The sequence below is a fragment of the Mesorhizobium sp. J428 genome, from assembly GCF_024699925.1.
GTDB lineage: Bacteria > Pseudomonadota > Alphaproteobacteria > Rhizobiales > Rhizobiaceae > Mesorhizobium_A.
Genome location: NZ_JAJOMX010000001.1, coordinates 2,433,918 through 2,446,908, shown reverse-complemented (window position 1 = coordinate 2,446,908; position 12,991 = coordinate 2,433,918). Strand labels below are relative to the sequence as shown.

Here is a 12,991-nt window from a genome sequence, read left to right as displayed (position 1 = left end):
CCTTGTCTTGAAATCTGTCAGGCGACCTTGGCCGCCTTCAGCGCGCCGAAGCCGCCGCCGCCGGGCGTGATCATGGTGATCTCGTCGCCGGCCTTCATGTCGGTCTTGCCCGAGAGCACGACCGGCTTGCCGTTGACGAGGAACTGGCCGGCGCGGCCGGGCGCGCCGCCGTCGAGACCCTGCGGCGCCTCGCTGAGGCGGCTGGGCACCGTGTTCAGCAGCCACGGCTGCGTGGTTCGCATGCGGAAGCCGATGCGCTGGCCATCGCCGCCTGGCTGCAGGCCTGCGCCGCCGGAGCCGCGCTCGAGTTCCTTGCAGGTGAAGACGATGGGATAGGCAGCCTCCAGCACCTCGACCGGGACCGCCGACACGCCGGTGGGGTAGCAGACCGCGGAGATGCCCGGCTTGCCGGCACGCGCGCCCATGCCGCCGGAATAGTTGAACATCGACGAGGTGAAGGGACGTCCCTCCTCGTCCCGACCCTGGATCTGCACGGTCCACACCGCACCGGAGCCCTCGGCCACGACTTTGTCGGGCACAACCTGCGACAGGGCGTTGAGGATCGGGAACGGAACGGACATGCCGACCACGTGGCGTGCATTCACGGGCGACGGGTAAGTCGCGTTGACGATGCAGTTGTCCGGCAGCTTGAGCTTGATCGGCGCGAGCGAGCCGGCATTGTTCGGCAGGTCCGGATTGAGCGTCGAGCGGATGGCGAAGGTCGCATAGGCCTGCGTATAGGCCGGCACGACGTTGATGCCGCGCGGGCTGCGGCCGGACGAGCCGGTGAAATCGACGGTGATTTCGCCCGCCCTGTTGTCGATGGTGACCGCGGTCTTCAGCGTGATCCGGTCGCCGCCGGGCACGTCGAAGGTCGACTCGCCATGGAAGGTGCCGCCCGGCAGGGTGCGGATCGAATCCCGCGTCGCGTTCTCCGAACGCGTGATGATCTCGTCGGAGAGCGCCTCGATGTCGTCCAGCCCGTAGCGGTCGCAGAGCGCGTTGAGGCGCTGCGAGGCGATGAGGCCGGAGGAGACCTGCGCGCCGAGGTCGCCGAGCAGTGCGTCCGGCGTTCGGACATTGCGGGTGATCATCGCGAACAGCGTCTCGTTGCGCACGCCCGCCTCGTAGAGCTTGAGCACGGGGATCCAGAGGCCTTCCTCATGGATGTCGCGCGCGCCGGAGCCGATGCCGTAGCCGCCGATGTCGGTATGGTGGATGGTCGAGCCGGCATAGCCGATCAGCTTCTGGCCGCGGAAGATCGGCGAGAGAACGGTGATGTCGAAGAAGTGGCCGGCCGACATCCACGGATCGTTGGTGATCAGCACATCGCCGGGCTTAAGGCTCGACGCGTCGACATGCTTGAGCAGGTTGGCGGCGGCGGCCGCCAGCGAGTTGATGTGGCCGGGAGTACCGGTGACGGCCTGCGCCACCATGCGGGCGCGGGCATCGAACAGGCCGTTGGCGAGATCGCCCGCCTCGCGCACGATCGGCGAGAAAGCAATGCGCTGCAGCGCGCGCGCCTGTTCCGAGACGATCCCGATCATGTTCGACCAGAGGATCTGGAGTTCTACGCCGTCCATGTTCAGTGCTCCGTCATCTTGTCGGCAATCAGGCTGCCGTTTGCGTGCAGTCGGATCGTCCAGCCGGGCAGGACGAAGATGGTGGTCTCGCGTTCCTCGACGATCACCGGACCCGCGATCACATCGTCGTCCATCAGTTCGGTGCGGGAATAGACCGCGGTCTCCACCGGTTTGCCGCGGAGGTGGACGGTGCGGCTGCGCGGCGCCGGTTTGCTGCCGCCCTTGGCGACGGTCGCGGCCGCCCGTTCCGGGAGGCGCCCGCGTGCCGTGACGTGCCAGTTGACCAGCTCCAGCGGCATGTCGAGCTTGAGGCCGTATTGCGTCACGTATTCGCGGTCGAAGATCTCGCGCATCGTATCGCCGTCGAGCGTCTCGCGCGGGTCGAACGGCAGCTCGATGCGAAGCTCGGACTGCTGGCCGAAGTAGCGCAGGTCGGCGCCGAAGACGAAGTCGATGTCGGAAGGCGCGAGGCCGGCCTCGGTCAGCGCCGCCGTGCCTTCGGTCGTCATCTGGCCGACGAGTTCGCGCGCCTCGGCCGGGTCGAGCCGGTCGATCAAGCCCAACTGACTGCGCACCAGGTCGATCTGCGCGGGAGTCACCAGCGTGCCGAAGGCCGAGAGAACCGAGGCCAGCGGCGGATAGATCACCTGCTTCGATTCGATCAGGTCGGCGACGAGGCAGGCATGGACCGGCCCCGCGCCGCCGAAGGCCAGCATCGGCAGGCCGCGATAGTCGACGCCGCGCTCGGTCGCATGGGTGCGCGTCGCCGCAGCCATCTGCTCGCAGACAACCTCGTAGATGCCCCATGCGGTCTGCTCGGCCGTCAGACCGATCTTCCCGCCAAGCTTCGCGATCGCGGCCTTGGCGCCTGCCGCGTCCAGCTTCATGTCGCCGCCGAGGAACCGGTCCGGATCGAGAATGCCGAGCACCACGTCGGCATCGGTCACGCAGGGCTCGGTGCCGCCGCGCCGGTAGCTGACGGGGCCCGGGATCGAGCCGGCGCTCTCCGGCCCGGTGCGCAGCAGGCCAAGATCGTCGACCCAAGCGATCGAGCCGCCGCCGGCGCCGATCTCGATCATGTCGATCGATGGCACCGTGATCGGCATACCGGAGCCCGGCTTGAAGCGGTAGCGGCGGTCGACCTCGAAGGTGCCGGTCACCAGCGGCTCGTGATTCTGGATCATGCAGGCCTTTGCCGTTGTGCCCCCCATGTCGAAGGAGATCAGGTCCGGAATGCCGAACATGCGCGAGAAGTAGCAGGCGACCAGCGCGCCGGCGGCGGGGCCGCTCTCGATCATGCGCACCGGCAGCGTTCCGGCGCGGCCGGCGCCGATGACGCCGCCGTTGGAGAGCATGATCAGCGGCTGCTGCGAGAAGCCCTGGCGGTCCAACTCCTTGATCAGCGCGTCGAGATAGGGCCGCGTGATCGGCACGGTGTAGGCGTTGATCGCGACGGTGGAGGTGCGCAGGTATTCGCGCATCTGCGGCGCGATCTCCGACGACAGCGAGACGAAGATCTCCGGCGCCTCGCGGGCGAAGACGTCGGCGACCAGCGCCTCGTTGACGCCGTTGCGATAGGCGTTGATCAGGCTGACGGCGACCGACTGGATGCCGCGCGCCTTGCAGTCGCGGGCGATGGCCGCGATCTCAGCTTCCTTCGCCGTCTTTTCGACCGAGCCGTCGGCCAATACGCGCTCGTCCAGCGCCCAGGTGCGCTCGCGCGGGATCAGCGGCTCGGCGAACTCGATCTGCGGATCGTACATGTCGTAGCGATGTTCGTCGCGGATGTAGAGGATGTCGGTGAAGCCCTTGGTCAGGATCAGCCCGACCGGCGGCCCCTTGCGCTCGATCAGCGCGTTGGTGACGACCGTGGTGGCGTGAACGACGACATCGTTGACGTCCGGCGGCGCGATGCCGGCGCGGCCCATGACCAGATCGACGCCGCGGAAGAAGCCTTCGAGCAGGTTGCCGTGGGTGGTCAGCGTCTTGTCGACGAAAGTGCGGCCGTCGTCGGCGAGAAGGACGGCATCGGTGAAGGTGCCTCCGATGTCGACGGCGAGGGAATATCTGGTCATGTCATCTGATCCGTATTGCCTAGATTCCGGGAGATCTTGCGGGCCGCTGCCGTCAGCGCCTCGACGTAGCGAGGGTCGGGCGGCGTCCCGATGGTGTTGGTGGGTCCGGCGATCGTCAGCGTGGCGACGAAATCGCCGGTCATGTCGAAGACCGGCGCGGAGACGGCGGTGACGCCCTGCAGGGTCTGGTTCGGCGCATCGGCCCAACCCCGTGTCCGCACCTCTGCCACCTCCGCCTCGACGGCGGAACGGTCGGTCGACGTCTCGCTGGTCCATTGGCGAAGTGCAGTCCCGGCGAGCTTCGCGCCGCCGAAGGCGAGCGCGATCTTGCCCTGCGCCGAGGCGTGAAAGTCGAGCAGCGCGCCCGGGCGGGTGACGATCACGACGGGCTGCTCGGTGCGCACCATGTCGAGGATGCGCATGCCGCCCTGTTCCATCTGCGAGAAGGAGACGGTGAAGCCGGTCGCGTCGCGCAGTTCGACCATGACGGGCCGCGCCTCGCGCAGGATGTCGGTCGAGTCGGCCAGCGCCTGGCCGAGATGGTAGAGCTTGTAGGAGAGCCGGTATTTCTCGGTCTCCGGGTCCTGCAGCACATAGCCGAGCGAGAGCAGCGTGCGCAGGAAACGGAAGACGCGCACCTTCGACACGCCGATCCGGCGCGCGAGGTCGGACAGGCCCACGGGCTGCCCGATCTCCGCCATCACCTCGATGATCATGAAGGCCATCTGGGTGGACTGGTTGACCGATTTGTCGAGCTCTACCGTCATCTCATCCTCACTTGAACAGGCCTGGAATCCAGAGCGAGAGGCCCGGGATCGCGGCGACCATCACAAGCACGAGGATGCACAATCCCAGCATGGGGAGCGAGGCCCGCGTCACCGCCTGCAGCGGGCTGCGGGCGATCGAGGAGACGATGAACAGCACCAGGCCGACCGGCGGGGTGCACATGCCGATCATCAGGTTGAGCACGACCATGACGCCGAGCTGCACCGGGTCCATGCCGATGGTCGGCGAGAGCGCGTTGAGCACCGGCATGATCAGCACCATCGCCGCCAACGGCTCGAGGAACAGGCCGAGGATCAAGAGCACGACGTTGAGCAGGATCACCAGCAGGACGGGGTTTTCCGTCGTGCCGAGGATCAGCGCTGCGATCTTCTGCGGCAGGTTCTCGATGCCCAGCACGAAGCCGGTCATGCTCGCCATCGCTACGACGAGCATGACGCCCGACGACATGGTCGCGGTTTCATAGAAGCAGCGCTTGAGCTTCGACCAGGGCAGCGAGCGGTAGACGAAGACGCCGGTGATAAGCGCATAGATGCAGGCGATGCCCGCGGCCTCGGTCGGGGTGAAGATGCCGGTGCGGATGCCGACGACGATGAAAACGGGCATCACCACGGCGGGGATCGCCGCATGCAGGATGCTCCAGCGTTCCTCCTTCGGCACCGGGGGCGCGACCGGATGGTTCTCGCGCTGGCCCTTCCACAAGGCGTAGATCAGGAGCAGCACGCCGAGGATCAGCCCCGGCACGATGCCGGCGAGGAACAGGTCGCCGATCGAGGTGCCGGTCAAGACGCCGAAGAGGATCAGCGGCAGCGAGGGCGGGATCAGCGGACCGAGCAGCGAGCCGGTCGCGGTGAGTGCTGCCGCATAGGCGGGGTCGTAGCCGTCGCGCTTCATCGGCGGAATCATGATGCCGCCGACGGCCGCCGCTTCGGAAGTCGCGGCACCCGACGGGCCGGAGAGCATGAAGTTCGCCAGCACGTTGACGATGGCCAGCCCGCCCTTGATGCGGCCGACGAGGAACTGTGCCGCCTTGACGATGTGCTGGGTCAGGTTGGCGGCATTCATCAGGTTGCCGGCGAGGATGAAGAACGGGATCGTCAACAGCAGGAAGCTGTCGATGCCGGCGATCATGCGTTGCGGGAAGGCGACCAGCAGGTGGCCGTGGCCTTCGATCAGCAGGTAGACCAGCGAGGCCATGCCGAGGCCGAGCGCCACCGGCATGCCGATGATCAGGGCCGCGAAGAAGATGGCGAGATAGAGGATCATCAGTGCGCCTCGATCTCGGTTGCGAGCCTGAGGTCGGAGGCGCGTGCGCCGGTGCCGATCATGCGGGCATAGAGGACAATGTCCATGGCGAGCCGCAGGGCGAACAGCGCGAGCCCGACCGGCAGAGCGATGTAGACCCAATAGACCCTGGGGACCGGGAAATCCGGGCCGAACAGGTCGCCGAGCAGGAATTTCATCGCCGGGATCGGCGAGGAGCCGAGGCGGCTGGCGTAGACGAAGCCATACCAGACCAGCACCGAGAGCAGGACGATGCCAAGCAGGTTGGCGACGATCGCGAGCACCAGGCCGGCATTGGGCGGCAGCGCATCGCGCAGCATCGGCACGCTGGCGATCTCGCCCCGCTCATAGGCGAGCACGGCCGCCAGGAACGAGACCCAGACCAGCAGGTAGCGGCAGACTTCCTCGGCCCAGATCAGCGAGGTGGAGAAACCGTACCGCAGCACGATCTGCAGCGTCATCACCGCGAGAAGCACGATCAGCATCCAGATCAGGATCGTGGACACCACCGCGTCGAAATAGCGTCGCAAGGCGAGCATGGATCAGCCCCGTCATCGGCATGCCTTCGCCGTCGCGGCCGAAAGGCCGCCGCAAGGCACGGTGCGGAAAGGTGGTCGGGACGGGGCGGCAGCCGGGATGGCGCCGCCCCGCGACAATCAGTTGGTCTTCTGGACCGCGCTGACGAATTCCTGGATCAGCGGATCCTTGGCGACCCAGGCGTCGAGCACGGGCTTGGTCTTCGCCTGCATCTCGGCGAGGTCCTCGAGCTTCGAGACCGTGACGCCCTTCTCCTCGAGCTTCTTGGCGATCTCGGCCTCCTGGTCGCGGGCGAGCGCGTAGTGCTCGGCGATGACCTCGTGGCCGGCCTCGACGATCGCCTTCTTCTGCTCGTCGGTCAGGCCGTCGAACTTGGCCGAGCCCATCATCAGCACACCCGGCCAGAAGTAGTGGCCGGTCAGCGTCGCGTTCTTGGCCGCCTCGTAATAGCTCTCGGCGAAGGCCGACGAGAGGTTGATCTCGACCGCGTCGATCGTGCCGGTCTCGAGCGCCGAGAAGACCTCGCCGAAGGCCATGCCGATCGGCGCGGTGCCGACAGCCTCCCAGATCGCCTTGTGCAGCGGAGTGGGGACGATACGGGTCTTGAGGCCCGCGAAATCGGCGACGGTCTTGACCGCCTTGGTGCGCGACAGGAAGTGGCGCTGGCCGGCCTCGATATAGCCGAGGCCCTTGATGTTGGTGGTGGCGAGCGAGTCGAGCAGCTTCTGGCCGACGCCCGAAGACAGCACCTCCGCCATCTTGTCGTAGCTCGGCACCAGGAACGGCAGCTGCAGCGAATCGAAGACCGGCGAGTTGAGCGTCAGCGGGATCGTCGGGACCGAAACCAGCGCGCCGTCGATCGTGCCGAGCTGCACCCCCTCGAGGAGCTGCTTGTCGTCGCCGAGCTGGCGGTCGCCGTAGACCTCGATCTTGACCTTGCCGCCGGTCTTGGCCGCGACCTTGTCGGCGAACATCACAAGCCCGTCCTGGAACAGGTGTTTCGACGTCGCGGCATGGCCGAATTTCAGGGTGACGTCCTGTGCGAAGGCCGTGGCCGGCAGCAACAGTGCAATGGCGGCGATGATGCCGCTGCGAATGTTCATGGTAACTCCTCCCTTATGTTTCTCATATCGAAACACTATTACAATATAAGATACACTCGTATTGTTCGTCAACCCGGTAGGTGTTGCTCGGATGCAGATCGGGCCGTGCGTGCATGGTCGCAGGCGAGCGCGGATCGGTGCTCAGCGGCCCGTGTGGCGATGGCGAAGAGGGGAGGGACGGGCGGCACAGGCCGGGAGATCGTCTCCGCGCCAAATCCCGATTAAACCGAGAATTCAGGAGACGCTTTCGCGCTCCGATGCATTCGGCCGCATCAGATAGTTAGTCGGCGCAATGTCTTGGCTGAAACGCTTGTTCTTGCCCCCGGCAGATGCTCCAGGATCAAGTCCGCTTGGCCGATGTGGTACGATGTTTTACCTCGGCACCGCGATGCAACAGCGCGTCGATGCGTTCCTGCGTGGTTGCGAAGCGCCGATTGAGGGTCGCGACGAAAAGCTTGATGTGCGGCTCCTGCGCCCGCTCCTCATGCACGAAGAGACCGGTGCTGCCCGAGGCGTCCGGGCTCTTGAACGGCACATAGACAAGCTCGCGGCTGAGCAGTTCGTCGATGAAGCCGATCGGTGCGAAGAAGCCGATGCCAAGATTGCGCTTCAGCATCTCCTTCATGACGTTGAAAGAGTTGGTGACGATGCGCGATCCGAACGGCGCATTGTTCCGCACGAATTCCATCTCCGAGGTCGCGTCCAACTCCCACGGATCGTTGAGCAGGATCAGGGGATACTCGGCGCAGTCGGCGAGGGCGATCTGCCTGGCGGTCGCCAGAGGATGCTCCGGGCCCATGACGACGCCCAGGCTGCTGTCTATCCGGTCGGCGAGCCGGTAGCGCCGGAAGTGATGGTTCGCGAACAGCAGCGCGATATCATGGCGTTCCGACCTCATCTCCCGGACGGTGTCGATCGGGCTGGTCGAGAATATGTTGAACCGCATCTTGGGGAAGTGCGCGGTGATCTCCTCGATCGCCGCCGGCACGATCTTCTCCAGGAAGGCGGGGAGGGCAAGGATCGCGACCTCCGCGGAACTCTCTCCCGAGATCGCCTTGATCTCGCTCAGCGCGTTATCCCATTCGGAAATCGTCTTGCGCACATGCAAGGTCAGCCTCTCGCCGGCAGGGGTGAGAACCAGGCGCTTGCCGACGCGCTCGAAGAGCTTCACGCCGATCTCCGCTTCCAGTTTCAGGATCTGCCGGTTCACCGCCGACGATGCGACGTTGAGCTGGCTGGCAGCCCTGCGGATGGATCCCTGCCGGACGACTTCGTCGAGGTAGCGTAGTACAGGCGCGTGCACCGGGATTTCCTTCGCCTTGAAAGGCCAGAGGCGTCCTTCCGAAAACCCATCCTAACCGATGCGACTTCTCGCCTGCAATCGATGCCGTTTCGGCATCACCCATGGCGAGATTCTCTTCTTTTCTTTTCGTGTTTTTCCTACAAGTCTGTCTTGTGCACTGCACTATGCAGGCAAGCCAATCATAATCAGATATAAATCTGAGGGGAAAAAAGATGAGCATAATCAACGGCGTCAGCCGCCGCTACCTATTGAAATCCGGTGCCGTCATGGGTGGGGCACTGGCCATGCCCTATGCCTTCTCCAGGTCAGCGGCCGCGCAAAGCGGCACGCAGACCGTCAACTTCCAGACAAGCTGGCTGATCGGCGGAAACCAGCTGGGCGAAATCGTCGCCAAGCACCTCGGCTACTTCGAGGAGGAGAAGCTGGACCTCGTCATCACGCCCGGCGGCCCCAACATCGACGGGGTGGCCATGGTCGCGTCCGGACAGGCGGTCGTGGGGCAGACCTCGTCGAGCCCCTCCATCATGCTGGCCCGTTCGCAGAACATCCCCATCTCCTGCTTCGCGGTCTGCGGGCAGAAGCATCCATACAGCTATTTTTCCTTGCCGAGCAATCCGGTGCGCACCCCGGCAGACATGGTCGGCAAGCGCATCGGCATCCAGATCGCCGGCGGCCAGGTGCTGCTCAACAGCATCCTGCGGGCCAACGGCATCCCCGAAGACGACATCGAGGTCGTGCCGATCGGCTTCGATTTCGTGCCGCTCATCTCGGGTCAGGTCGACGCGATCTCCGGCTGGGCAACGAGCATCCGCAGCCTCAAGGCGCTGGGCCCCGACTACATCACCATGGGCCTGTGGGACAACGGCGTGCGGCTCTACGCGCTTCCCTATTACGCAACGACGGAGACGCTCGAAACCAAGGACGAGACGCTGACCGCGTTTCTGAAAGCCGCCGCCCGCGGCTGGGGCTATGCATACGAAAACCCGGAGAAGTCGGTCGAAATCATGATTGCACAGTATCCGGACATGGGGTTCGATCTTGTGAACGAGATAGAAACCGCGAAGGTCCAGCTCAGCTACGTCTTCAACGAACGGACGAAGGAGCTCGGCTGGGGCACGATGGATCCGACCATCTGGCAGGAGCAGATCAAGCAGCAGGCCGATCTCAAGCAGTTCACCGGCGCCGCGCCCACCGTCGAGATGATCTCGACCGACGCCATCCTGAAGGCGACCGAGGCCGTCCGCCCCAAGCTCGGCTGAGGGAAACGAGATGGGAATCGCTATGCTTGGCGACACCCTCACCCAAGCTGGAACCGTGGCAGTCCAGCTCAACAGCGTGGGTGTCCAGTTCGTCACCGATCGTGGAACGGTGACGGCGCTGCAGGATATAAACCTGATGGTCCGGAAGGGTGGCTTCGTCACCCTTCTCGGCCCGTCCGGCTGCGGCAAGTCCACCTTGCTGCGCGTGGTGGCCGACATCATCAAGCCGACGTCGGGAACGGCGAGCGTCTTCGACAAGTCGGCTTCGCAAGCGCGGCTGAACAGGGATATCGGTTTCGTCTTCCAGGACGCGGCACTGCTGCCGTGGCGCAGCGTGCTCGACAATGTCATGCTTCCCCTCGAAGTGGGCGGAGGCATTCCGAAGAACCGTGCCGGCGACCCACGCGAACTGCTCAGGCTGGTCGGCCTGGAAGGATGGGAAAACGCGCTGCCGCACGAACTTTCGGGCGGTATGCGCCAGCGCGTTTCGATCGCGCGCGCGCTGATCTCGGAGCCGCGCCTGCTGTTGATGGACGAGCCGTTCGGTGCGCTGGACGAGATCACGCGCGACCGCCTGAACGAGGAGCTGCTCAGAATCTGGGAGCGCACCGGCACGACGATCCTGTTCGTCACGCACTCGCTCTACGAGGCCGCTTTCCTCGGCCAGGACGTCCTGTTGCTTGCCGCCCGTCCGGGGCGCGTGCGCGAGAAGGTGGCGGTCGAGCTTCCCGTGCCGCGCAAGCTGGCGATGCGGGATACTCCGACCTTCACGGACACCATCGCCCGGCTGCGCAACATTCTGGAGACCTGCTAGCATGGCCAACATCGTCGCAGGCCACAACGACGCCAGCATTCCGGCCCAGCCGGTGAAGGACTCGCAGCTTGCCCAGCACCTCGCGCACCAGCGCCGGCTGCGCTGGCGGCGGCGCATCCTCCCGGCCATCGCGCTCGTGCTGCTTATCGCGCTGTGGGAAATCGCGGTGCCGACCTTCGACATCAAGTCCTACGTGGCGCCGGCGCCGAGCGCGATAGCGCAGGTGCTGCATTCCAAGTTCGGCCTGCTCATGAGCAATCTGGTGCCGACGGCGATGGAGGCGATCGGCGGCTTCCTGCTCGGCAGCGCCGCCGCGATCCTGATCGCCACCGCCTTCGTCTACCGGCCGACGGTAGAGGAAGCGTTCTTCCCGATCGTCGTCATGATCAATGCCGTGCCGATCGTCGCAAAGGCTCCCGTGCTCGTGCTTCTGCTGGGCAACGGCATGGCGCCCAAGGTCATCATCGCGGCGCTGATCTGCTTCTTCCCGACCCTGGTCAACATGACGCGCGGCCTGCGGTCCGTCAGCTCGCAGCAGATGGAACTGATGCACGTGCTGTCGGCATCGCCGCGCGAGATCTATTTCAAGGTCCGCCTCATGAACGCCCTGCCGTACCTGTTCTCGGCCCTGAAGATCGCCGCGGCCGCGTCTGTGGTCGGCGCGATTGTGGGCGAGTGGATCGGCGCCACGCGCGGCATCGGTGCGCTGATCATCCAGGCGACCTATGCCTTCGACTCGCCGCTGCTTTATGCGACGATCGCTGTCGGCTCGGCCTTCTCGGTCGCCTTCTTCAGCCTCATCGCATGGGCGGAGCGTCGTTTCCTCAAATGGAACGTGTCCAACTCCAACTGACATCAAATCACAAGCATTCAAGGGAGACGCGCCAGTGTCAAAGTCCGAGGACTGGGTGAGGACGGAAGCCGGCCAGGTGCCGGTGGTGAAAAGGGCCGATCTGGTCGTCGTCGGCGGCGGTCCGGCCGGGATATCGGCGGCCGTGGCCGGCGCGCGCAATGGTCTCTCGACCGTTCTGCTCGAGCGCTATCCCTATCTCGGCGGGCTGGCCTCCGGCGGAATGGTGATCGTGCTGGACGACATGTGCAACGGCTCCGAGATCAGCGTGCGCGGGCTGTGCACGGAGATGATCGAACGCATGGAGCAGATGGGCCTGTGCGTGGTGCCGCCCGAGGCCGAGCGGCGGTCGAGCGAGCAACTCTATCGGAAATGGGCCCGCTGGGGCGTGTTCGACTTCCAGTCGCGCGAGAAGCCGCAGGCGATCTGCTATGCTGCGGCCTTCGACCCCGACGGCTACAAACGGGCGGCCAATGCGATGGTCGCCGAGTCCGGCGTCCATCTTCGCCTGCACAGCTGGTTCTCCAGCGCGATCGTCGAGGACGGCGCGATCAAGGGTGTCATCTGCGAGACGAAGAGCGGCCGCCAGGCGATCATGGGTTCGGTGGTGATCGACACGACGGGCGATCTCGACGTTGCCGCCGCTGCCGGCGCGGCGAACGAGCAAGGCAAATACATCATCACTACGGTCTTCCGGCTTGGAAACGTCGATACCGAGGCGGCGGAGCGGTTCGAATACGAGCAGCCTGAAGCCTTTGCCGCCATCGACCGGGAGGCGAAGCGCCTGATCGGCGGCTGCTGGGAAAAGTGGTGGCTGAAGACACCGCTGCAGGGAATCGTCTGGTGCAACTGCCCGCATATGCCCAACCTGAACGGGCTGGCGGTGGAGCACCTGACCAAGGCCGAATATGACGGGCGCGCGCGGATCGAGGCGCTTGTCGCCTATGCCCGCGAAAGGGTGCCGGGGTTCGAGAAGGCGGTCGTCGTCGACGTCGCGCCGCAGGTCGGCATCCGCCAGACGCGCATGCTGCGGGGCCGCTACGTCATGACCAAGGAGGATGTCGTGCAGCGCCGCTACTTCGAGGACACGGTGGCGCGGGGCCGCGACTATTATTACCCCTACCGATCGTTCCTGCCGCGCGAGGTTTCCAATCTGCTGATCGCCGGCCGGCACTACTCCGCCGAGCCAGCCGCGCAGCGCATCTCGCGCGAGATTCCTCCCTGCATGGCGATGGGCGAGGCGACGGGTGTCGCAGCGGCGCTGGCACTCGAGGCCAATGTTCCCGTCGAAGCCGTCGACATCGCCAAATTGCGCGCGCGGCTGCGGGCGCAGGGGGCCGACCCGGGCGACCAGCCGGCGGAAAACGCGCTTCTCATGGCGAGCTGACGACGGAAGACAT

At 65.4% G+C, this 12,991-nt stretch carries 11 protein-coding genes; 4 read left to right on the top strand and 7 right to left on the bottom strand.

Annotated features, from left to right (window positions below):
- Positions 1-17: 17 nt before the first annotated feature.
- The 7 genes from LRS09_RS12375 to LRS09_RS12345 form a co-directional block, all read right to left on the bottom strand.
- On the bottom strand, positions 18-1,583 hold the full coding sequence (locus LRS09_RS12375) for a hydantoinase B/oxoprolinase family protein (RefSeq protein ID WP_257806962.1): 1,566 nt from the start codon (positions 1,581-1,583) through the stop codon (positions 18-20).
- 2 nt (positions 1,584-1,585) lie between these two features.
- Positions 1,586-3,658: a hydantoinase/oxoprolinase family protein gene (locus tag LRS09_RS12370; RefSeq protein ID WP_257806961.1), complete on the bottom strand. Its 2,073-nt coding sequence runs from the start codon at positions 3,656-3,658 to the stop codon at positions 1,586-1,588.
- Positions 3,655-4,425, bottom strand: a complete 771-nt coding sequence (locus LRS09_RS12365; RefSeq protein WP_257806959.1) for an IclR family transcriptional regulator — start codon at positions 4,423-4,425, stop codon at positions 3,655-3,657. Before LRS09_RS12365 ends, LRS09_RS12370 begins: the two co-directional genes overlap by 4 nt.
- A gap of 7 nt (positions 4,426-4,432) precedes the next feature.
- A complete protein-coding gene (locus LRS09_RS12360) occupies positions 4,433-5,707 on the bottom strand; it encodes a TRAP transporter large permease (protein WP_257806958.1) in 1,275 nt (424 codons plus the stop codon).
- A complete protein-coding gene (locus LRS09_RS12355) occupies positions 5,707-6,264 on the bottom strand; it encodes a TRAP transporter small permease (RefSeq protein WP_257806957.1) in 558 nt (185 codons plus the stop codon). Before LRS09_RS12355 ends, LRS09_RS12360 begins: the two co-directional genes overlap by 1 nt.
- A gap of 117 nt (positions 6,265-6,381) precedes the next feature.
- Positions 6,382-7,365 (bottom strand): TRAP transporter substrate-binding protein, encoded by a 984-nt coding sequence (locus LRS09_RS12350; RefSeq protein ID WP_257806956.1) that lies wholly within the window; start codon positions 7,363-7,365, stop codon positions 6,382-6,384.
- A gap of 340 nt (positions 7,366-7,705) precedes the next feature.
- A complete protein-coding gene (locus tag LRS09_RS12345; RefSeq protein WP_257806954.1) occupies positions 7,706-8,668 on the bottom strand; it encodes a LysR family transcriptional regulator in 963 nt (320 codons plus the stop codon).
- Positions 8,669-8,880: 212 nt separating this feature from the next.
- Here LRS09_RS12345 and LRS09_RS12340 point away from each other — a divergent pair, with 212 nt between their 5' ends.
- From LRS09_RS12340 to LRS09_RS12325, 4 genes are read left to right on the top strand one after another with little or no spacing between them, the layout of a single operon-like run.
- Positions 8,881-9,927, top strand: a complete 1,047-nt coding sequence (locus LRS09_RS12340; protein ID WP_257806952.1) for an ABC transporter substrate-binding protein — start codon at positions 8,881-8,883, stop codon at positions 9,925-9,927.
- A gap of 10 nt (positions 9,928-9,937) precedes the next feature.
- Entirely contained in the window at positions 9,938-10,741 is an 804-nt protein-coding gene (locus LRS09_RS12335) for an ABC transporter ATP-binding protein (protein ID WP_257806950.1), read from the top strand.
- A gap of 1 nt (position 10,742) precedes the next feature.
- Positions 10,743-11,594, top strand: coding sequence for an ABC transporter permease (locus tag LRS09_RS12330; protein WP_257806948.1), 852 nt, complete (start codon positions 10,743-10,745; stop codon positions 11,592-11,594).
- Positions 11,595-11,628: 34 nt separating this feature from the next.
- Positions 11,629-12,978, top strand: a complete 1,350-nt coding sequence (locus tag LRS09_RS12325; protein WP_257806946.1) for an FAD-dependent oxidoreductase — start codon at positions 11,629-11,631, stop codon at positions 12,976-12,978.
- The last annotated feature ends 13 nt before the right edge of the window (positions 12,979-12,991 follow it).